The 20,127-nt window shown below is 36.0% G+C and carries 24 protein-coding genes and 1 pseudogene; 21 read left to right on the forward strand and 4 right to left on the reverse strand.

Going from position 1 to position 20,127, the window contains the following annotated elements; genetic code table 11:
* Positions 1-4: 4 nt before the first annotated feature.
* A complete protein-coding gene (locus tag QSH61_RS12430; RefSeq protein WP_206471064.1) occupies positions 5-1,576 on the forward strand; it encodes a recombinase family protein in 1,572 nt (523 codons plus the stop codon).
* Positions 1,577-2,856: 1,280 nt separating this feature from the next.
* On the opposite strand, the gene QSH61_RS12435 is transcribed toward QSH61_RS12430, so the two are convergent.
* Entirely contained in the window at positions 2,857-3,516 is a 660-nt protein-coding gene (locus tag QSH61_RS12435) for a hypothetical protein (protein ID WP_206471065.1), read from the reverse strand.
* A gap of 212 nt (positions 3,517-3,728) precedes the next feature.
* Here QSH61_RS12435 and QSH61_RS12440 point away from each other — a divergent pair, with 212 nt between their 5' ends.
* From QSH61_RS12440 to QSH61_RS12495, 12 genes are all read left to right on the forward strand, one after another.
* Positions 3,729-3,932 carry a hypothetical protein gene (locus QSH61_RS12440; RefSeq protein WP_206471066.1) on the forward strand — a complete coding sequence of 68 codons (204 nt, stop codon included), beginning with the start codon at positions 3,729-3,731 and terminating at the stop codon, positions 3,930-3,932.
* The gene (locus QSH61_RS12445) at positions 3,932-4,192 is read left to right on the forward strand and encodes a hypothetical protein (protein WP_206471067.1); all 261 of its coding nucleotides are present in this window, start codon (positions 3,932-3,934) and stop codon (positions 4,190-4,192) included. Before QSH61_RS12440 ends, QSH61_RS12445 begins: the two co-directional genes overlap by 1 nt.
* Positions 4,192-4,572 carry a hypothetical protein gene (locus QSH61_RS12450; RefSeq protein WP_206471068.1) on the forward strand — a complete coding sequence of 127 codons (381 nt, stop codon included), beginning with the start codon at positions 4,192-4,194 and terminating at the stop codon, positions 4,570-4,572. Before QSH61_RS12445 ends, QSH61_RS12450 begins: the two co-directional genes overlap by 1 nt.
* Positions 4,520-4,783 carry a hypothetical protein gene (locus QSH61_RS12455; protein ID WP_206471069.1) on the forward strand — a complete coding sequence of 88 codons (264 nt, stop codon included), beginning with the start codon at positions 4,520-4,522 and terminating at the stop codon, positions 4,781-4,783. Before QSH61_RS12450 ends, QSH61_RS12455 begins: the two co-directional genes overlap by 53 nt.
* Positions 4,784-4,936: a hypothetical protein gene (locus QSH61_RS12460; protein ID WP_206471070.1), complete on the forward strand. Its 153-nt coding sequence runs from the start codon at positions 4,784-4,786 to the stop codon at positions 4,934-4,936. It abuts the gene before it with no gap.
* Positions 4,937-5,191, forward strand: a complete 255-nt coding sequence (locus tag QSH61_RS12465) for a hypothetical protein (protein WP_206471071.1) — start codon at positions 4,937-4,939, stop codon at positions 5,189-5,191. It begins immediately after the preceding gene.
* 20 nt (positions 5,192-5,211) lie between these two features.
* Positions 5,212-5,823, forward strand: a complete 612-nt coding sequence (locus QSH61_RS12470) for an HNH endonuclease (protein WP_206471072.1) — start codon at positions 5,212-5,214, stop codon at positions 5,821-5,823.
* A 1,140-nt stretch (positions 5,824-6,963) separates the two neighbouring features.
* Complete coding sequence (locus QSH61_RS12475; RefSeq protein WP_206471074.1) at positions 6,964-8,460, forward strand: DUF5906 domain-containing protein; 1,497 nt, start codon at positions 6,964-6,966, stop codon at positions 8,458-8,460.
* 107 nt (positions 8,461-8,567) lie between these two features.
* Positions 8,568-9,692 carry a hypothetical protein gene (locus QSH61_RS12480; RefSeq protein ID WP_206471075.1) on the forward strand — a complete coding sequence of 375 codons (1,125 nt, stop codon included), beginning with the start codon at positions 8,568-8,570 and terminating at the stop codon, positions 9,690-9,692.
* Positions 9,693-10,018: 326 nt separating this feature from the next.
* On the forward strand, positions 10,019-10,195 hold the full coding sequence (locus tag QSH61_RS12485) for a hypothetical protein (RefSeq protein ID WP_206471076.1): 177 nt from the start codon (positions 10,019-10,021) through the stop codon (positions 10,193-10,195).
* Positions 10,196-10,297: 102 nt separating this feature from the next.
* Positions 10,298-10,648: a hypothetical protein gene (locus tag QSH61_RS12490; RefSeq protein ID WP_206471077.1), complete on the forward strand. Its 351-nt coding sequence runs from the start codon at positions 10,298-10,300 to the stop codon at positions 10,646-10,648.
* A 33-nt stretch (positions 10,649-10,681) separates the two neighbouring features.
* Complete coding sequence (locus QSH61_RS12495; protein ID WP_095729649.1) at positions 10,682-10,897, forward strand: hypothetical protein; 216 nt, start codon at positions 10,682-10,684, stop codon at positions 10,895-10,897.
* Between the two features lie 727 nt (positions 10,898-11,624).
* Here the strand turns inward: QSH61_RS12495 and QSH61_RS12500 are convergent.
* Positions 11,625-12,248: a recombinase family protein gene (locus QSH61_RS12500; protein ID WP_206471078.1), complete on the reverse strand. Its 624-nt coding sequence runs from the start codon at positions 12,246-12,248 to the stop codon at positions 11,625-11,627.
* 375 nt (positions 12,249-12,623) lie between these two features.
* Here QSH61_RS12500 and QSH61_RS12505 point away from each other — a divergent pair, with 375 nt between their 5' ends.
* The 8 genes and pseudogenes from QSH61_RS12505 (at position 12,624) to QSH61_RS12540 (ending at position 18,923) form a co-directional block, all read left to right on the forward strand.
* Entirely contained in the window at positions 12,624-13,001 is a 378-nt protein-coding gene (locus QSH61_RS12505; protein ID WP_206471079.1) for a hypothetical protein, read from the forward strand.
* The gene (locus QSH61_RS12510) at positions 12,991-13,248 is read left to right on the forward strand and encodes a hypothetical protein (protein ID WP_206471080.1); all 258 of its coding nucleotides are present in this window, start codon (positions 12,991-12,993) and stop codon (positions 13,246-13,248) included. Before QSH61_RS12505 ends, QSH61_RS12510 begins: the two co-directional genes overlap by 11 nt.
* An 18-nt stretch (positions 13,249-13,266) precedes the next feature.
* Positions 13,267-13,629, forward strand: coding sequence for a hypothetical protein (locus tag QSH61_RS12515; RefSeq protein WP_206471081.1), 363 nt, complete (start codon positions 13,267-13,269; stop codon positions 13,627-13,629).
* Positions 13,630-14,247: 618 nt separating this feature from the next.
* A pseudogene (locus QSH61_RS12520) lies at positions 14,248-14,817 on the forward strand (MFS transporter); the annotation flags it as partial.
* Positions 14,818-14,870: 53 nt separating this feature from the next.
* Complete coding sequence (locus QSH61_RS12525; protein WP_174169997.1) at positions 14,871-15,566, forward strand: 3-keto-disaccharide hydrolase; 696 nt, start codon at positions 14,871-14,873, stop codon at positions 15,564-15,566.
* A gap of 2 nt (positions 15,567-15,568) precedes the next feature.
* Positions 15,569-17,248 (forward strand): GMC family oxidoreductase, encoded by a 1,680-nt coding sequence (locus tag QSH61_RS12530; RefSeq protein ID WP_206471082.1) that lies wholly within the window; start codon positions 15,569-15,571, stop codon positions 17,246-17,248.
* Complete coding sequence (locus QSH61_RS12535) at positions 17,248-17,997, forward strand: gluconate 2-dehydrogenase subunit 3 family protein (protein ID WP_010606696.1); 750 nt, start codon at positions 17,248-17,250, stop codon at positions 17,995-17,997. The genes QSH61_RS12530 and QSH61_RS12535 overlap by 1 nt, the downstream gene beginning before the upstream one ends.
* 68 nt (positions 17,998-18,065) lie before the next feature.
* On the forward strand, positions 18,066-18,923 hold the full coding sequence (locus QSH61_RS12540) for a sugar phosphate isomerase/epimerase family protein (protein ID WP_206471083.1): 858 nt from the start codon (positions 18,066-18,068) through the stop codon (positions 18,921-18,923).
* Between the two features lie 204 nt (positions 18,924-19,127).
* Here the strand turns inward: QSH61_RS12540 and QSH61_RS12545 are convergent, their stop codons facing one another.
* Complete coding sequence (locus QSH61_RS12545; protein WP_174169994.1) at positions 19,128-19,496, reverse strand: hypothetical protein; 369 nt, start codon at positions 19,494-19,496, stop codon at positions 19,128-19,130.
* A 242-nt stretch (positions 19,497-19,738) separates the two neighbouring features.
* Positions 19,739-20,113, reverse strand: a complete 375-nt coding sequence (locus QSH61_RS12550) for a hypothetical protein (RefSeq protein WP_174169993.1) — start codon at positions 20,111-20,113, stop codon at positions 19,739-19,741.
* Between the last annotated feature and the right edge of the window lie 14 nt (positions 20,114-20,127).

Consider the following 20,127-nt stretch of genomic DNA (forward strand, 5'->3'; position numbering starts at 1 on the left):
TATAATGCCTAAATCTTTTATAAAACATGGATTTATGATGATGGAAAGAGACTTATTGATTTATGCCCGTAGCTCCACTAAGAGGCAAGTTGAGCAAGTAAACAGAGACTCTATGAATAGACAACATAAGCTTATAGAGGATCGTGCGCAAATTGAAGAATATTATGGATGTACCTATAAAGGAACATTCAGCGATAAGGGGAAGTCAGGCTTTAAAGGTGAACATTTAGAGGAAGGCTCTGAACTATACAAAATAATTCGGAACGCCGAAAACGGACTCTATAACCAGCCTATTCTCTATGTGGAAAACTGGGACAGACTATCGCGTTTAAGCTTACAAAATAGTCAACAATTATTAAATAGAATGTTCTCAGCTGGTATATCGATCATTGTTCAAAAAACAGGCATTCATAAATTATGGTGCTCGGACGATCAAAACAATATAAGCTCAAGTATCATGTTGAGTGTAGCCCTATGGCAAGCTCACGAAGACTCACGCAACAAAGCCGAACGACTTCGGCAGACCTATAAAAATAATGTTGAAAAAGGTACTATCCGCTCATCAATGAACCTACCTTTCTGGATAGATTTTAACCATAAAACACAAGAATACAATATTAACGAATATTCGAAACACGTTCATAAAGCATTCAATCTGAGGTTACAAGGGTATAGTTGTTTAAACATAGCAAGATACTTTAACGATAGAGGTATCTTGCTTGGTAAGCATCAAAAGAAGAGTATTCAAGAAATTCGCATCAAGAAGTTATTAACAGAGTCACAAGTCCTTGGCAGTTACGTGACAAAAGGCCGCACTATTCCTAACTTTTTCCCACGTTTAATTGATGATGAAACCTTTGATAAAGTTGCCCTATCTTTTAACACCAAAAGTACTAGACAGGCACAGACTATTCATAACTTGTTTTATGGTCTCACGGTATGTAGTAAATGTGCTTCACCATACATAAGCGTTAATACAAGCAGGGATGACTTTAGTTTAAGATGTAGCAATCGTGCGCGTGGCATAGATGAAAAATCTAAATCATGCAGCAATAGCGCCATAAGATACAATTCAATCATTGAACCTTGTCTCAGATATTATTTTAACAGCGTTGACATTAAAGAGGTTATGAAAAGGGATGATTCAGGTATTGATACCACTATCTTAGAGGAACAGATTCACCAGCATGAAAAACTGTTAAAGAAACTTACTAATTTATACTTAAGTCTCGATGACGAATCATTCCTCGATAAGTCAAAAAGTTGTAAAACAGAGTTAGAGAGACTGAAAGCTGAGTTAAAACAGCATGAGAAACCTTTACAGATAGATTCTGTAGAGTGGTCAACTATTGTAGAACATCCTATAGAATCAAAGGATGATAAAATCGCCGTGAATGCCATTTTAAGACGTTATATTGATAAGATCGAGTTGCTATCAAACGATGATAAGAAACAGCTTACAATGGGCTGTGTGGCTATAATACATTGGAAGTATGGCGGTATTGTTCGGTTAAAACTGCCAAGCGTTGTTAAAGATCCAGACGCTTTTGAGACATTCAAAAAAGTTTGGAAATAATTGAAAAAAAGTGTTCTAAAGGGTTGATTTATATTTAAAAATATGATAAAATCCCTTTTTTAATCCAAACTTAATTAATAGCTAACAGATCTAACTTTAAAATAAGTTTTAATTTGCAGGGGCGCGCCCCTCGCACTCCCCTTGGGGAGCGTATATTTGATTATAATTAATGATTATTAATAGGATCTGTTAACATAATTGATCATCTAAAAACCTACGGTTTTCTCGCCTTGCTCGTAAGTAACTGATCTTTAAAAGGAATATTGAATAGATGAGGAATGATTATTAAATATCTTACAATAATCATTAATAGGATGTTAACAATATAGTTTCACTACGTTCAACCACTCGCTAAGCTCGCCGATGATTAATTTTTGTACATCTTATAAATGGAATTTACACACCTTAATATACAAAAGTAGCCTGACTATGAAACCATGATATAAAACATAGACAGACTATTTTTGAACGTTAATTAAATGAGGAGAAATTAACTGGTAAACTGGTAAGGTCAACATTAAGCTGACCAATGCGGACACTTTGGGTTGTAAAGTGCTATTGATAATAATACTCATTGAATACCATTATCAATAGCGTTGGTAAAGGTTGAGATCCATAAATGTATAATTCGTCGCCATTCTCAACCAACCCTTAAACATCATCATGAACCGATGAGCAACTGTAAATAAATCGTTACACTACCCTGTGTAAGTATTCACTAACTATTGCCCATCATAATTGAATATTTTTTAACCATTCGTGCAATGGTACACATAACATGTAAAACTTTTTCAGCACATTGTTTTACAATAAACCCATTTAAAAAATCATTCACTTGAAAAATTAAATGACAGGTGCAATATTCAATCATTGTTTTTGATGATTATAGAACCGTTCTTTATTATTGCTTAGTGTAGCTCACCATTCAGACTTGAATAATACATTTTTCAACACTGTGTATTATCGCGTCATCGATGCGAATTTCACATCTACAGGAATGGAAGTAACGATTCTTTTAGAAATCTTTTATTAAATTGTGTGACTCTAAGCACTGTGAATATATAATTCAATCCGCCTAAAGAACCTTTTCAAACTATGCACGAAGCATAACACCAATCATTTGATAGTGCCAACTCTTTTTGCATATTTTTTTAAATATTTTTACTGGTGGTTCTCATGGAGATCTCAAAGTTAAGAGTCTACCCCACCATCACGAAAGATTATCTCATGTTTAGAAAACATTGTCAACCCTTTTTTTTGAATTATTTTCAACTTTTTGATTAAGCCATAAGCATGTGTGATTTATGAACACTTTCTGAATAACTGTCCTTTTTATATTCATGATTAAACACAGCGTTAGCTTTAGCTTGTTCTTCCAGTGCCGCCCACTTTTCTTTTAATGGTTCGAGAGCGTTACTTTTTAATGTGGCGTGAACCGTGACCTTATCCTCAGAAACCCTTGTTTGTAGTTTAGTAAAAGTCATTAAAAATGGATGTTGGCCTGCAAAAATTGCATCGTATTTTTCACTAGTTGATACATTATCCGCTGCAAATCCAATAAAATGGACTGTTAATTCCATAAGGTTTTTCAATGTTAAAGAACCATCATTTAATTTTAAATTATGATTAAATGAATATACCTCATCATTGATTAATAGTTTCAAACTAACATTCTTAAAGTTTTTGTATGTTTCTGAATGAATAAGAGTATCATCCAGATCATAAAATGCGTTCTTATCAACTAAATCATAATCTTTAAACTTCAGGTTGATAAGTTCTAAACCTGTGGCACTGTCAAACATACCCTGACGAATTCTACAATTATTATTCGTCGCATATTTAAATACTGAATACACGCTAACGTTTTTTACATCATGTGTAGTTAATTTTGTTTCACTCTTAGTCACTTTTTTAGCTTGTTGTTTTAATGTTGCAGCCATATTTTTAATCCTCTTTGTTTTAATTATAACTTACAGTAAAAACACTCTACATTATAATCAATGAAAATCATGGATTAACATTTGCTGTTCTTTTACTGTATCTTTTATTGTATCAATATTTATATACTTTAATTTACTGTATTTTTACTGCAAACATTTTATATATAAATATTATTAAAATAAATAAAGTAAGTTTACAGTATGGTGAAAACATGAAAACAAGAATTAAAGGTGTGCAGGTTGATCTTAATGAATATGCCAGAATAGCACTAGATAAACTACAGCAACCAGAATTTAACAACGGTAAAAAGAAAAGTATTAATGCCGTTATTGCTGAACTATTAAACGAATACCTAGTTGATGTATATCAATTTAAAAAAGAAAGATTATCCGAATATAAAAAACAGGTGCAATAATGGAACAAGAAATTAAAGATATTATAGAACAGGCTAAAAAAGAACTTATAGAATCAATCGGTATTGAAGTTTCGGAAGAGTTTGAATCTAAAACTGCTAAAGTGTTCGGAGAGGCCATAGAAGAGGCTTTAAACGGTGAATATAATAAATTATGTCGAGCTTTTGTTGAGCAATTAAAAGAGGCTGAACAAGAAATAGGACATATTAAAACACAGGTTGATACTATTCGCGAACTTTTAAACTTTATAGGTGACAAATAATGAGTGAGAACATTAAACAATTATTCGAGGGTGTAGAACTATCAAAAGAATTTAAAGAAAAAACGGCATCAATCTTTAGGCGTTATATCCAAAAGTGTGTTGACGCTAAGAAGCGAATTTTACAGAAAGATTTTGATTTATTAATTGATAGTTTAAAGAAAGGTGATGAATATTCAGAAGATAATCTTAAACAATTAAAGTATGAATATAATCAAATCGTTAAAAATAAAATCGATGAAAAATCTAAAAACAAGAAGAAAGATCCTAGTGATAATTCAGAAAATGAAAAGGTAATTTTACCAGAAAATAAAAATAAAGGTATTGAAAATGGTATTACAGAAAGTAAAACAGGAGAAAAGATCTACAAGTTTAAACTCTAGCTATCCTAGCATTAATAATCCAGCGTTAATTGAACAATTAAAAACTGTTGAAAATATTAAGGCATACAAACCCATTATTGAAGCAGAGTTAAAAGAGCTTGAAACTAGAATCCCTAGACTACAAAAAACTATTAACTATCTTAAAGAAGTATTACGGATTTTTGAACATAATCGAGATGATTTCAAAGAGATCTTAAAAGGTAAAGAATAAATGATTGAAAATTACACTAAAACATTATACACACATTTAATGAATGAGGCTGAAAAATTCAAACATCAATTTATTAAACATAACGACGTTGTTATGATGCTTGAGAAAAATGCAAAGAAACATAATATTAAAGGAAAAAATAAAGGTGAATAAATGATGTCTGAGAAAGCTTATAAAAGAGGACTTTTATTATACATTAAAAATAAATTAACATCTTTTTATACTCAAGACGATGATTATACAGATGAAGATATTAATAATTTAATCAAGTCTGTTATAGCTGGTGGTGATTTTAATTTCACTTTAGATAATGTATTAAAATGCTTTAATGATGATTATTCTAAAATTGATTATTATACATTGTCAGAAACTTTAGCAGATCTTATCTATAAAGAAACAAAACAATAATAAAATAAACGGGGTTAAAAATGAACAAGAATATTAACAATAATGATAAAAATGATGATAAACCCCTTATAAAAAAGCCTAAAAGAGATACTACCCCGAATAATATCCGTTCAAAATTAGCTACAGATCCAGATTTTATTGATTATTTTAACAGCACTGTTTTTGAAGATATTGATAATAAATCCAATATCCCAGAATATATTATTGAGAAGCATGGTTGCTGTATAATACCAAAAGATGTTAAATCGTATTTAAAATATCAACGAACCATTATTAAAACTCGCTTTAGAGTTAAGTATAATATTAAACAAAATTGGTTATCTAACCACAGAGTCGCGTATAAAATTCGCTATCCAAGTAAAGACCTTAAAGGATTAACTGTAGACCATTTTGCTTGTAGCAACCCATTATGTTCAAACCCCAATCATTTAAGGTTAGCTACGTATTCTGAAAACACCAAAGAAAGATTCGAAAGAGAGGAAAATCATTTAAAATTAATATTAAAAGAGCTTAAAGAAAACAATGATTTCAATAAATGGCTAAAAATCATAAAAAAAGAGGCTGTAAATTTTGACTATTCAGGGGATTATAAAACTAGGGTTGATGAAGATTTATTTAAAGATTTAATATAAAAGGTAAAGAAAAAAATGGAAAATTTATATAGAAAAATATACGAATATTTTACAGTAAGTATATCATTTAAAGACAAAAGGTTAATAGTAAATGACATTTTAGAATATTATGGAATTAATGGGAACTATCATTTACTCGATAACGTTGACACGTCTATTGAGGATTTAACTCGACAGTTAGTGAAAATTATCAACCCCAAACCAAAAGTTGATAATACTCATTTAATTGGCTAGGCATAAAAAACGGTTAAATTAAAATTCGTCAATATTAATTTAACCGTTCACAAAACATGATAGATAACTTTTCGAGTAAAGATTCATCATCAACTATCGCTAGTCTGTGAATATTTAGATAAAAAAAATAGCCCAACGAGGGAAAATTCGTTGAGCTATTTTGATGTAAAATGAGGACTTTTTTTTAATTTATACCTTAATATTTAGTCCCTATCCCTACCCTATCTTATCCCTACCCTATCTTATCCCTACCCTATCTTATCCCTACCCTATCTTATCCCTACCCTATCTTATCCCTACCCTATCTTATCCCTACCCTATCTTATCCATACCCTGAATTGTCAACAACTTTAGATAAATTATTCACAATGGTTGCGAATACTGAGGTAAAATTATGTTATTTTGCATTATTTTAACCACTTTACAGGAATATTGACTCACTTTAGCATTAACAATGGAATATTAATTCACTTTTAGCTTGCAAATGGCATGAACAATGCTCTGTTTACATTCATTTACAAAAAAAGCGACTGTTCGGCTACTTTTTGTACAGTTTTAGCCACTTTTTAGAAAAAACTTTTATATATATTAATACATGGTGAGCAAAGACTCGCTTTTTTTTAAATTAAAAATGCTCTGTTACGGGGCTAAAGGTAAATAACAATGGCAAAACAATACATACACATTTTTAAGAATCTAAGAACACTTATGGAACTGAAAAAGCTACACGAAACAGGAAAATACAATCAATGCGAATTAGCTGATTATTTTGGATGTAGCCGAGCGTGTATTCAACGTAATCTAAAAAAACTTGAAACGTTATAAAATTGAAATTTAGAAAACTGTCCTGAACAAGGATAAAACAACCCAACAAGGGAGACAAAATAATATACAGGTAAAATAAAAATGAACGATAATAATCTTAAAATGGAACGACTAGAAGCGGAGACTAAGAAAGACAACGAGAACAAAGAAAAGGTTTTAAAATACCTTATAGATAACGAGATCACTTATATTTTAAGGGGTGACAAGTTTGTCCATTTTGAAGATGAGAACGGCGGGGACGGTTATAATAGAAGCTGGATTGTGAGTAAGCCTAAAGAAATGTCAAACCAGATCCGTTTATACGCACAAGTTAAGATAACAGCGGCGGACTTAGTTGATTTAGCGTTAGACAATGGCCTAGCAAGAGCTAAGCAGACTGTCACCAAAACTAGTATAAAGAATCCTAAAGCTTTAAACCTAGCTGAACAAGAGGAAAAGTATTGGATCTATAATAGACCTTTATACAGCGAGGTTACAGCTAAGAAGAACAAGTACATTGATACTCTTTTCACGTCACTAGCAGGGTGTAAAGAAGAAAATAAGAAACACATTGAGGAATGGATAGCTTTTAAATTATTTAACGCTACAGACTGCCAGACGCTACCTGCTTTAAACATTTATGGACAAGGCGGTACGGGAAAAAATCTATTTTTTGAACGCTTACTCCCTATTATGTTTCATGGTAAACATGCCTTAACGTCAGCTAACATGAAGAACGTAGGCGGGTTTAATGGACATTGGGAAGGCAAACGTTTTGCAGTGTTTAACGAGAGTGCACAAGAAAAGGCTAACATGGAGGGATTAAAACAAATAGTAGGTGCGACTTCACTTATCATTGAGAAGAAAGGCCATGACGCATACGAGGCGGAAAACTTAATGTCAGTGCTGCTGTTCACTAACGACATGCTCGGCTCTATTAAGATCGATACACAAGACGGTGTTAACAGGCGTTGGTCTATTATCAAGTGTGAACATACACTTGTTGATGTGATTAAGAAACTATATCCGAACGAGAATACAGACGATTTTCTAGAGGAATTAGTAAGAGTGGTAACAGAAGATGAACATGCGGTTGCGGAGCATGTTAAATGGTTAGAAGAAAACGTGTTAACTGATACACCACCTAAAGCACACCACGGCCAAGATTATGCAGAGCTTAAAGAGAATACGAAAGACGAAGCAGAACAGATCTTAGATTATGCGTTTAAAATGAAAAGTTTAGAAAGTGTTCCTGTATCAGTTGTTAACGATGCGGTTAAAGCTCTTTATAAAGAGAATAAAAACCGTATGATTAATAAGACCACATTAAATAGGATGGTTAAAACAGCGGTTTCTAAACGTGGTGAGGTTGTTATCAAGTCAGTACGAATTGACGGTAAAACGGTTAAATGTTATGTGAACGATAAAGGTTCAAACAAGTATAACAGCGCTTTGTTTATAGGTTTTGACGGTCAGATCAAAAATGACTTACATCATGATATTGACAACTACATTGACGAAAACACAGACAACGTTTTACCTTTTGTAAAAAAAGAAAAAGAAGTTAATTCTATTTTTGATGATTTTAACTTCTCTTAATATTTAATTTTAGGCATAAAAAAACCCAGTTGAACAGGCTGGGTTTTAAAAATACGGTTAGGAGGATGAACGATTCCCCCTACTACAATATTTATGGTATCAAAATAATGAAAAACAATCAAGTAAAAATTAATAAAAATACAAAAAATCTTCCTTTAAAAATGACTCTTCTTAAAGGTAACGGTTTAATTAAAACAGCGTTCCGTAAAAGTATATACAATGAGGATGTAAAATCAATAACGTGGGGCGGACTAGTAACACAACTTTCAAATTTCTATAAAGTGGCTAGTAAAGAAAACCTACCTGCAATAGTCCCTGTAGACTGGAAAGAAGATTATCAACCAGCGTTAGACGATGATAAAAACCCCATCGTAAAAAATGGTGAAACTGCTATAAGACGATGCAAAGAAAATATTAATTTACAATACATGCTTATTTTAGATATTGATGGGGACGGGGTTAGTTTTGAACGTTTTAAGCAAATGTTTAAACGTAAATTAGAGTTCTTCATGCACACAAGTTCAAGTCATGGTCTGGATGGTGGCGGGGATAGATACCGTGTGTTAATACCTCTTAAAACACCAGTGACAGGTGACTTTATTGCAAGCCGTAAAGAAGCTATTAAGAACTATCTAGAAAGCTTTGTATTAGGCCATGAAACGGTTATAGATGATGAATCAACTTTTGCTAGGTCTAGACTATTCTATCTTGCTGGTGGTGCTAAAGAAGAACATAAAGAGCTATACAAACAATTTTATAGTAACAATGGTAACTTACTGGATATAACAGGGTTTGAAGAAAATAAAGGCAAGCTTGAATATTATTCATCTAAACCTAAAGAGAAGATAACCGATGATGCCTTTATTAATTTTTACGATATACCAAACTTTCTAAGTGAGATTATAGAAAATACTGCTGAACAACTTTTAACAAAATACAAGGCAGCTTCTAAAAATAAAGGTGACACACAAAGCTTTGAACTCAGTAGAGAGTTAGCAAAACTAGGTATACCACAATCCTATGCTTTGATATATTTACAGCGATTAAAAACAGGTTTGCCAAAATCCGAATTCGATCCTAAGCATAAAGTAAACACCGTTTATTCAACATGGAGAAACGAGGGTCAAGTATTTTTACCAACCCTTTATAAAGAGCATAAGGATCTTAAAAATAAAATGGAACAATGGAAAATGGAAAAATTAGTAGAAAGCGCTATTCCTGTATTCGAATAAACTGGTGTAACCAGCGTAACCAAGGTGTAACCAATATTTTAGAAAAACGGTTACACCTTAAACCCCCGTATTTACTGGCCTGTAGAGGGTTTTCAGGTGGTTGTAACCAATGTAACCAAAAAATAAAGGATTCATCCCCTTATATTATCACTACTATTATTATTTTAACTTATAAAAAATGGTTACAACGGTTACAAATATAAAAATCAAGCTGTAGCCCCCGTCATTACTGGGTTTAAGGTGTAACCAATATTTTAGAAAAACGGTTACACCTTGGTTACAACGGTTACACTATCAAAAACAATAATAAAAAAAGGTAAATCAACATGAACGACATTAAAGCAAGAATTGAAAACTTCAAAGCAACATTTAAGAATAATAACAAACCTGTAAAATACGAATATCCGAAACCTGTTAGTTATGAATTGCCAAAAGGCGAGAAGTATAGTTTCGAAATTCCATGTGTTAAATACACTAAACCACTAGCTATAAAATATGGTTAAGAAATATAGCATGTCCCCATTCGCGCATTGTTCAGAAAGGTGATTGATATTGAAGGAATTTTAATGTAAAATCCGTGTATATTTAATCGATGGAGAATTAGCATGAGCAACGATGATGAATTGAAAATGGAATTAAAATTATACCCTGAACTATTTTTGGTTCTTAATGGTCAGTTAGATGATTTACAAACAATGCAAAATGATTTTTCAGAAGCTATTGAAAATATTATTAACAAACAAGATTTTGTATATTCCTACGAAACTGAACAACAATTCATTATTAACAGAATTAACAGAGAATTCGAAAAAGGATTGTTAAGCAGGGATGATTTAAAAGAAATGTGTAAGCACATTAATAATATAATGTATTTTGACTTATACGACCTTGAAGAAAAACATAAAAATATTTACATCGATCCATTCTCTTTTGAAGTGTCTTATAAAAAATCATAAAATTACAGAATAGTTGATAAGGATTAATGAATCATGAATGAAAATATTGTATTATACTTCAACAGTTTTGATAACTTTGACGAAGCTAAATCAAGCTTCCTAGATGGTATCAACGCCATTATAAACGGTGAGTTATTTTCTGAAAATGAGTTTTTAATGTCCCTAAACGAGGACTACCAAAATACAGAACTGTCACTAACAGATCTCGAATTAATTCGCGACTATGTTCAAAACCTACAACCTGATTAATTATTAAACAGTATAAAAATAACAATGAATGATGGATTAAATTAATTCACCATTTTTTGTATAAAGTAGTTGCATCGCGGCGAATGTTCCGTTAATATTAAGCCTCTTGTTAATGCGGTTTACGTCAATACTAAATTAGCAAGTTTTCAATACCAAAAAACAAAGATTGCGCAGTCTTTTTATGGCTTGCTGAATCGTAACTGAATCATCAAGCCACCATCTCCCTACTATGCGCAACAATCCGAATTCTATTTTTTAACTGTCGATTTTAATATACATAAAAACCTGTTGATTTTAATCTACATAAATATTCCTGTACTGATTCAAAGCTTTAAAGCTTAATACTTCATGCTCTCTTTGAGGCTATCCCAGATGGTAGTGAGCATGATAAGAACTGTTCATAAAACTATACTTCTGAACTCAATTTTAATATCTGGATTATTTTGAGATAGTTTTATGAATGGTTGAAAAATGGCTAGTTAATCTTTTGATTAATTAATTTTAACTATGCCATAAAGCAGAAACCCCATGATCTTTTATCTGTTTGGTAGATCATGGGGTTTTTCTGTATGTGGGGATATTGTACGGACTATTCGTTAACCATTCTAAAATAAATCATACCCCCATCTATTTTATAAGCAATGAATAATACACCATTTAAGACCAGTCTACTGGTAAGACCTATACCAGTATTAGGGACATACTTTGTAACTAGATCGGTCATTGTTCATCCCTCTTCTTTCATAGTTTTAGAAACTTTCTGAATAGTTGATCTACTACAATTCAAAAGTTGTTGGATTCTAGTCCACGACACACCATCATTAAGCAACGATGCTATATTTTCATGTAGTTTAGTATCAACGGGACGACCCATTTTTACACCATTCTGAATTGCAATTTTACGACCCTCGTTGCATCTACGTTTACGGTCTTCAAGATCTTTTCGTGCAGTAGTTACCAAAAGTTCTAACACCAATTCAGAAAGAAATTCGCCTATCATACTCAATATTTTGTTATCTTTATCAATCATCTTAGTTATTGCTGGCAACTCTGGCGAAAGGATGATTAATTCTTTCTTTTTGATAATGGCTTTTAGAGTAGTCCAATCATCATCATTAAGCCTTGATAATCGATCTACTTGTTCTACTAAAATTGCATCCCTTTTGTTTGCAAATTCCAATAAGGCCATTAACTGAGGACGTTCAAGTTTAGACCCGCTCTCTTTCTCGTAGTAGTAACGGTCACTAACAGTTAAGTTATTTTCTTTTGCATAATTCAGTAACGTTTGTTCTTGCCTATCCAATTTTTGCTGAACAGTAGAAACGCGCATGTACAAAAAACACTTCATCATGTAACCTCATTTATCAACAGTATGTTTAATCAGTATGGAAAGTATAGGTTCGTTTAATCAGTATGTAAAGTGGTATTTTGCATGATTTTGGTATGGTTCGAATTATTATAAATTAACATACCTTTTTATTTTCTACTTAGAGTTGACAACCACCAATAAACGTGAAGCGAAACTTAATGAATGATATATCAATAATATAAAACGGTTTTCAATAATTAATCTATAATAATGAACAGTGTTACAATGTAACAAAAAGGCTGGTGGTTGAGAGCTAATATCATTTAATAATAATTATCATTTAATGTTGTCGCGCTTTTAACAAAATCCGCGACATTTTACAATCATAAATATTATAAAAAGTAAAGGTTGTAAATTATGGCGAAGAGGATACACAAATATACAGTGAGATTGACCGATAAGGCTAACGATGCTTTTAACAAGCTGACCCAAGATGAAGATAAAACTAAGGGCGATCAATTCAATGATTTTCTAGAGTTCATTAATGATCGAGTTATTGTTCTAAAAGAAGATGAAATCGACTTACTACAACGTTACATGAACATTATCGACCCTATTCAGCACATTGAAGATTATGTATATAACCTTGTGTTAGATGCTAAGAATAATGAACAAAAGTTTCTTATGCGTCAGCGTTTAGAGTCACATGAGAATACTAGTTTTCATGGTGTGCCAGAGCGTAAGGCAGAAGTTGAATACCAGCCGCTAGAGTTCAGACAGATCTATGATTGCTGAAAATAACAATAAAAAGAAAGGTGTAAAAATGGAAACAAATTCTATTATCAATAGTTTACAAGAATCCCTCACACGTAGAGACAGACTTGCTTACAGTGACTTTGTTCGTGGCGAACGTGAGCTGAATCGTTTAGAAAAGCTAGTCCTTAATACTAAAAAGTCAAGCGATACTGAAAAATTGCTGCAAAAGCAAATCTCAATCTTGAGAGCGATTATTCACCCTCATTTTTCAAAAGAAGAACAATAATTAATTAACGGTAAACCCATGCAAAAAACAACCGAATTACAAAGAGAAACATTATCAAAAATACTATACGGTAAAGGTGTTAAACAGTTAGATACCTCGCTAGAAGTCACTATCATAAGCTTATGTGACCGTTTAGGTATAGATCTAACAACATACAAAACATCTATTTTTCATAATGTTAGTGAAAAAATTGATGATTATGCAGCATTGCGAATTTTCCTTGTAGGACTAGTTAAGAACCCTGAATTATTATTTAAGCTATTCAGCCATGTTGCTCAAGGGATCACGAATCCAGTACCTTTTTTAAAGATGCTAGAGAACGTTAATGACATCCCATTAATCATTCGCTATCGTCTAGTAAATCATCTAGAAACACTCTAACACACACGTTTTTTAGACTTTTTGCCATTTTAGCGAATTGTCGCTCAGTATTCACATATCCTGAATATCCTTTTTAGTATGTTAACGCATATATTTTTCCTTATCAAAAATCACTATCATTAATGATGGTGATTTTTTTTGTCTATAAATCAATGGCTTATACGTGAGCATAAAGCAACTGTTAATTAATTATTGATTATTTTTGATGAATGTTAATAACTACAAAGGTATATTTACAGAATATTACCTTAATATTACATATATAAATGTCGCGCACGATGTATATTCAATATAAATATTAATGCATGGGGCGGGACGGTTCATGAGTTTACAGTCATATTCTCAGTGAACCGTCCTTTACCTTAAGTATTATATTTAACATGCTCAACTTTTACACCCCGTTCATCAGCTATTCTGAATAATTCAAAATGTATGAATAACAAGAACATAGAACAATCTTTCCCATAGGTTTCAGTGTGGCCGTGAGGTAAGAGATCCTTACTAAAATTAACTGAATAGTTCCCGAATCGTCTTTTAGCCTCTTTCTCAACCTCAAGAATAATCTTCCCGATATTTTTCAACCACTTATAGCCTCAGTTAGTTGTGTTTAAAACATAATCAGCAACCACTGAACTTGGTACACAACAGTGGATTGAACGCATACTGGGAGCGTCAGGCGCCTCTCCTATGATGATCCTCGCACTGATCACAGGCTTGATGGCATTAGGTCGCTTCTTTGCCGGCCCAATAGTCCACCGTTTTAATCCAACAGGCGTGTTACTCGGCTCTGCGGTATTGGCAACCGCGGGGATTTTCATGATGAGCCAAGCACAAGGGTCAGCAATCTACTTGGCTGCAATATTATTTGCCTTGGGTGTCACTTATTTTTGGCCAACCATGCTGGGCTGTGTTGCAGAATATACCCCAAAAACAGGCGCACTTGGTATGTCTTTAATGGGCGGTGCGGGGATGTTCGCTGTCAGCATGTGGAATCCAGTAATTGGTAGTTGGATTGATTCGGCGCGACTCGAAGCCCAAGCGGCGAACTTAACTGCGCAGCAATCAGAACTAGTTGCAGGTCAAGCGGTGCTTGAAAATATCCTGTTATTCCCAGCTATTCTCATTGCCGCTTTTATCGGCCTTTACCTTTATATCAATAAAAATAAACGCGTTGAGAAATACGCGTAATACCCTTTGTATTAAGTAGCAACAAGTAAAAAGTGAACAGACGAGGTTCCAATATGCTCAACTCTATAAAAATACTAACGCTGGCATTGGCTGTTAGTTGTGCGGCTTGCGCTAGTACAACTGACAACCAATTGAGCCCGCAAGAACAACAAGCCGGATGGCAACTGCTTTTCGATGGCAAAGATATGTCGCAATGGCGCAACTTTAAAAGTGACGGCCTAAATAGCCAATGGCAAGTTGAGGACGGCGCGATGACACTTACCCAAGGTGGTGGCGGCGATATTCTGACCAAAAAACAGTATCACAATTTTGAGCTCCAGCTCGATTGGAAGATTTCTAAAAAAGGCAACAGTGGGATCTTTGTATTGGCGGATGAAAGAGGCGGTGCAATATACTCCCACGCCCCAGAAATCCAAATTCTAGATAACAAAGAACACCCAGACAATAAAATAGACTCTCACCTTGCAGGTTCTATATATGACCTGTTTGCAGCGCCAAGTACGGCACATAAACCTGCCGAAGCTTGGAACCAAGTTCGCATTAAGCTACAAGATAGTCACCTACAAGTTTGGCAAAATGGTGTAAGCACGACGAGTATCGTGATTGGCAGCACCACTTGGAATGCTTTGGTTAAGAATAGTAAATTTGCAACATGGCAAGGGTTTGCTGAAGGTAAAAAAGGCCACATCGGCTTGCAAGATCACGGCGACAAAGTCTGGTTTAAAAACATTAAGATCAAGGAGCTGTAACCATGGCAACATTTGATCATAAAGTATTGGTCGTTGGCTCAGGTGCCGGTGGCGCAATGGCCGCTTATACACTCACTAAGCTAGGCCACAAAGTTTTATTGCTAGAAGCTGGCAGAAATTACGACCCAAAAACAGAAAGCCCGATGTTCCGTCGCAATAGCGAAGCCCCACTCATGGGCGCTGGTAATAAGGATAAGAACTTTGGTTTTTACGACGCGACGATTGATGGCGGTTGGCAAGTGCCAGATGAACCATACACACGCGCAGAAAACACCGATTTTTATTGGTGGCGTGCACGTATGCTCGGTGGCCGCACCAATCACTGGGGTCGCTACTCGCTACGTTTTAGTGAACACGACTTTAAGGGCAAAAGCCGCGATGGACATGGCGCTGATTGGCCGTTTGAATATCAAGACATTGCGCCTTGGTATGACAAAACAGAAGAAATAGTCGGGATCTGCGGTACCAATACCGGCTTGGATGACATGCCCCCTTCTGCGCCTGGCGTGTTACAGCCACCACCGACGCCAAGAGTACCCGAATTATTGGTTGCAGCTGCCGCGAAAAAAATGGGGATCCCAGCGGTTCCCATGCACAGAGCGGTGCTGACTCGTAACAAAGGCGACCGCTTAGCGTGTTTTTACGCCACGCCTTGTGGCCACGGTTGCTCGATTGGTGCGGCATTCCAAACCACAACCTCGCTTATTCCGATGGCCAAAGCGACAGGAAACCTTGAAGTGATCACCGATGCCATGGTGAAGTCAGTGGCGATGAATGAAGATGGCAAAGTAACTGGTGTGACTTACGTCGATAAAAAGTCTGCACAAGAACATGCACTCAATGCTGATGTAGTGATTTTGGCGGCCAGCGCCTGTGAATCTGCACGTATTTTGCTTAATTCTAAACATGCAAAACATCCCAAGGGACTTGCAAACTCAAGTGGTCAGGTAGGTCGCAATCTAATGGACTCTACAGGTGCTTGGCTTGGTGCACAAATCCCTGCGTTAAAAGGCCGCCCGCGTTATAACGAAGACGGCCATACCGGTAACCACCTTTTTATTCCTTGGTGGGGACACAAAGCCCATGAGAAAGGTGAGCTTAATTTTCCGCGCGGCTATCACTTTGAAATTAGCAGCGGCTTTAATCAACCGGGCTCTGGCGTGTCTGGCAATAAACAAGGTTATGGCCCCAAATTAAAGCAGCAAGTGCGTGACGCTTATGGCTCCTATGTTGGATTTGCACTGCGTGGAGAAATGCTACCGAACAAAAATTCTTACATGGAAATTGACGAAAACGTCAAAGATAAATGGGGGATCCCGGTTGCTAAGTTCCATTTCAAATGGTCTGACAGAGAGCTCAAGCAAATCGAGCATGGTCTCAAAACCGCTAAGCAGATCCTTGAGAACATGGGTGCCAAAGTCGGCGAGCTACCGCCTGCGGAAAAAGCCATTTCAAAAGGCGGTGAGATCATTCATGAGGTCGGCACGACGAGAATGGGCAGCTCAGCAAAAGAATCGGTAACGAATCAGTGGGGGCAAACATGGGACTGTGACAATCTATTTGTGATGGATGCCGGCGTCTTTGCGTCTAACCCCCATAAAAATTGCACCTTAACCATTATGACCTTAGCGATGCGAAACTCCACCTGGTTAGCAGCACAAATTGATAAAGGAGCGCTGTGATGAATACACCTGTCCGCGTTGATTCTTATAAATATATTTCAGGCATGACACGTCGCGAGTCATTAAAGTGGTTAGGCTTGCTTGCTGCTGGATCTGCGGTGACACTCACCGCTGGTTGCAGTAAGGCCATTGAAGGTGAAACGGCTGCAGCTGGGCACTGGCCAGATATTGAAATAAAGCCAGTTAGCGCTCAAGGGTATGGCACCGATCCAAACATGATCATGCCGCCAGAATCACCTTGGCCGCTCACCCTCACCGAAGCGCAGCTCACGTTAGTTGCAGTACTAGCTGATTTTATTGTGCCAAAGGAAGGAAATCATCCATCGGCTTCTGAAGTACAAGTACCGAGTGTGATCGATGAATGGGTAAGCGCACCGTATCACGGACAACAAAAAGACAGAGTGACAATACTCCATGCGCTTGCTTGGATTGACGATGAGTCGACTTTGCGCTTTAAAAAGCCATTTATACAACTTAGCGCAACGCAGCAAAGTAAGATTATGGATGATATTGCTTATTTTAATGCACAAACACCAGAGCAATTTCAGCGTATAGGTAAAGCATTCTTGCGCTTTAAAGATCTCGTTCTCGGCGCTTACTTCTGCACACCTGAGGGCTGTCAAGACATAGGTTATCTGGGCAATATGCCAATTGCAGGTGATTATCCAGGGCCTACTGCCGAAGCCAAGGCGCATCTAGATGGCGTACTCGCAGAGCTTGGGCTAAGCCAGTATGCGTACCGCGACTAACCCTTGAGTCATTTTGTTATGACTAACCGAAGCAGAGTCTAGCTCTGCTTTTTCTTTAGGAGTAGATCATGTTTGTTGAAAACACCAACCGATTAAAGCAAGTAATGCTGTTCATTGCTTTAATTTTTATCTCGCCACTGTATGCACAGCCTTCCCTTCAACCTTTGCCCGTTAGCGTTCAACTGTGGTCGGTAAAAGATGAATTGGCAAGAGACTTCGACGGCACCTTGCAAGCACTCGCTAGCATGGGATTTGATGGCGTTGAGTTTGCGGGAAACTTTGGCAGCTATGCCAATAACCCAAGTAAATTAAAACAAAGGTTAGCCGAACTCGGCCTAGTTGCGAGCAGCGCCCACATCGGCTTTGACGCATTAGCTGAAGAAAAACGAGCAAGCACCCTACTCTTTTACAAAACCTTAGGCGTATCCACGCTCTTTATTCCTTGGGATGAAAGAGCATGGGATAAAAACCAAGTGCAAGCATTTGTAAAACAGCTTAACCAAGTGCACCAAATTGCCAAACGTTATGATATGAGGATCGGATTTCATAATCATGAGAAGGAATTTAACCCATACGCTAATAGCACGTTTTGGGATTATATCGCCACCAATACCCCTAGCGATTTCCCACTGCAGCTCGATGTCGGCTGGGTGATTTACGCAGGTAAATCACCCAGCGATTATGTTAAGCGATATGCAGGAAGAACCGTATCGACACATATTAAAATACGTACTCATCAAGGAGATGACAAAAGCCCAATCATTGGCGAAAACCACTACCCCTGGAAAGCGCTCATCCAAACCATGCAGCAACACGGCGGTACACAGTGGCTGGTAATCGAACAAGAAGAATACCCAAGCGGCCTAACGCCCCTAGAAAGCGTCGCCCGCTCAAAAGCGAATTTAGATAAGATACTGAGTGAGTAACAAGCGGGAATATGTTTATCTGAAATAGCTAATAGTCACTGTCAGGTTTGAGCTTTAGGGTTAATCAAACCTGACTGCTGTAATGGTGCGAGAGTAGAAAATGGTAATATTAAGGTAAGGGAAAATATGGTGCTATAACGCGAAGATACGCTACGCTTTAGGCCCGATTTGTGAAGCGAATGTTTTAAGCGCTTGTATGTGCGTTTACCAGAAACGCCACCAAGGCTTCCCCTCAACCTCATGCAAATAAACAGGGTACTTGGTATTTAGTAACTCAACTGGTGAAGGCAACTGTTCCATCGCTTCTTTAGTTGGATTCATAGCAATAACTTCATTTGCATATGACTGACTAAAGCTGTTGAGGAGTATACCTATTTCTACATTTTTTCTCGTTTTGGGGATTATTTTTCGATTGCACTCAATTAAAGTCACCTCGGCAGATAGACTCCCTTCATTCGTCTGAAAAGAAACTGTCTGTCCCGTTTTTAATACACCGTCCAACACGTATCCACGAAATACGATCCCACGCCCAGCCAGCACAAAAATATCTTCAGATTTGAATCGAAACTTCATGTTAACCCTTTAACACATAATGCCTGTTGCTAGAAAATCGCTGACACCCCATCTCAAACCTGTGCGTTCCAAAGATAGCTTTTTCAGCATCATACAATTAGTAACCGTGTCATTGATTCGTCTATTAACGACTCACCGACATAACGAAGTTGTATAGTTCTAAGCATTGCCACTACAAATTAGCAGCTAAAAAGAATCGTAATGCATACTTGAATGGAGAAAGCTAGTATGCATTAGGTGAATTAATCACCATAGAACAACAAGCCCGTTTTATGTTTTATTGCTAACTCAGCTGCTTCAGATAATTGCGCTAGAGTTGACATAATTTCGCATTTATTCAATGAAACCAAACCTTTCTCAATAGTTTCGTATCTCACAACTGACTTTGACATAAGAGCTAGAGTTTCTTTAGCGAAAGCTACCGTATTTATCAAACGACGGCAATCTTCTACGGTGTAATTAGTTTGCCCATATTCATCGAAATTTTGTCCACCAACATTAATGATTGGTAATAAATATTCTTGAATTTCAAATGATGGAAAGTGCCAACTGCTTTGGCCTTCCTTAATGATAGCAATATTCCACAAAATCAAAAGTTCACCTAATGCTTTAAACAATGGAAAACACGAGC

The sequence above is a fragment of the Pseudoalteromonas sp. JC3 genome, assembly GCF_030291895.1.
GTDB lineage: Bacteria > Pseudomonadota > Gammaproteobacteria > Enterobacterales > Alteromonadaceae > Pseudoalteromonas.

What these genes read in the sequence shown, in the direction of transcription:
- QSH61_RS12475 (WP_206471074.1), top strand. Translation starts at nt 6,964, where the DNA reads ATGAACGATAATAATCTTAAAATGGAACGACTAGAAGCGGAGACTAAG.
- QSH61_RS12510 (WP_206471080.1), top strand. Translation starts at nt 12,991, where the DNA reads ATGATTGCTGAAAATAACAATAAAAAGAAAGGTGTAAAAATGGAAACA.
- QSH61_RS12530 (WP_206471082.1), top strand. Translation starts at nt 15,569, where the DNA reads ATGGCAACATTTGATCATAAAGTATTGGTCGTTGGCTCAGGTGCCGGT.
- QSH61_RS12440 (WP_206471066.1), top strand. Translation starts at nt 3,729, where the DNA reads ATGAAAACAAGAATTAAAGGTGTGCAGGTTGATCTTAATGAATATGCC.
- QSH61_RS12460 (WP_206471070.1), top strand. Translation starts at nt 4,784, where the DNA reads ATGATTGAAAATTACACTAAAACATTATACACACATTTAATGAATGAG.
- QSH61_RS12455 (WP_206471069.1), top strand. Translation starts at nt 4,520, where the DNA reads ATGGTATTACAGAAAGTAAAACAGGAGAAAAGATCTACAAGTTTAAAC.
- QSH61_RS12535 (WP_010606696.1), top strand. Translation starts at nt 17,248, where the DNA reads ATGAATACACCTGTCCGCGTTGATTCTTATAAATATATTTCAGGCATG.
- QSH61_RS12525 (WP_174169997.1), top strand. Translation starts at nt 14,871, where the DNA reads ATGCTCAACTCTATAAAAATACTAACGCTGGCATTGGCTGTTAGTTGT.
- QSH61_RS12500 (WP_206471078.1), bottom strand. Translation starts at nt 12,248, where the DNA reads ATGATGAAGTGTTTTTTGTACATGCGCGTTTCTACTGTTCAGCAAAAA.
- QSH61_RS12480 (WP_206471075.1), top strand. Translation starts at nt 8,568, where the DNA reads ATGAAAAACAATCAAGTAAAAATTAATAAAAATACAAAAAATCTTCCT.
- QSH61_RS12490 (WP_206471077.1), top strand. Translation starts at nt 10,298, where the DNA reads ATGAGCAACGATGATGAATTGAAAATGGAATTAAAATTATACCCTGAA.
- QSH61_RS12435 (WP_206471065.1), bottom strand. Translation starts at nt 3,516, where the DNA reads ATGGCTGCAACATTAAAACAACAAGCTAAAAAAGTGACTAAGAGTGAA.
- QSH61_RS12445 (WP_206471067.1), top strand. Translation starts at nt 3,932, where the DNA reads ATGGAACAAGAAATTAAAGATATTATAGAACAGGCTAAAAAAGAACTT.
- QSH61_RS12450 (WP_206471068.1), top strand. Translation starts at nt 4,192, where the DNA reads ATGAGTGAGAACATTAAACAATTATTCGAGGGTGTAGAACTATCAAAA.
- QSH61_RS12430 (WP_206471064.1), top strand. Translation starts at nt 5, where the DNA reads ATGCCTAAATCTTTTATAAAACATGGATTTATGATGATGGAAAGAGAC.
- QSH61_RS12545 (WP_174169994.1), bottom strand. Translation starts at nt 19,496, where the DNA reads ATGAAGTTTCGATTCAAATCTGAAGATATTTTTGTGCTGGCTGGGCGT.
- QSH61_RS12515 (WP_206471081.1), top strand. Translation starts at nt 13,267, where the DNA reads ATGCAAAAAACAACCGAATTACAAAGAGAAACATTATCAAAAATACTA.
- QSH61_RS12540 (WP_206471083.1), top strand. Translation starts at nt 18,066, where the DNA reads ATGTTTGTTGAAAACACCAACCGATTAAAGCAAGTAATGCTGTTCATT.
- QSH61_RS12470 (WP_206471072.1), top strand. Translation starts at nt 5,212, where the DNA reads ATGAACAAGAATATTAACAATAATGATAAAAATGATGATAAACCCCTT.
- QSH61_RS12495 (WP_095729649.1), top strand. Translation starts at nt 10,682, where the DNA reads ATGAATGAAAATATTGTATTATACTTCAACAGTTTTGATAACTTTGAC.
- QSH61_RS12465 (WP_206471071.1), top strand. Translation starts at nt 4,937, where the DNA reads ATGATGTCTGAGAAAGCTTATAAAAGAGGACTTTTATTATACATTAAA.
- QSH61_RS12505 (WP_206471079.1), top strand. Translation starts at nt 12,624, where the DNA reads ATGGCGAAGAGGATACACAAATATACAGTGAGATTGACCGATAAGGCT.
- QSH61_RS12485 (WP_206471076.1), top strand. Translation starts at nt 10,019, where the DNA reads ATGAACGACATTAAAGCAAGAATTGAAAACTTCAAAGCAACATTTAAG.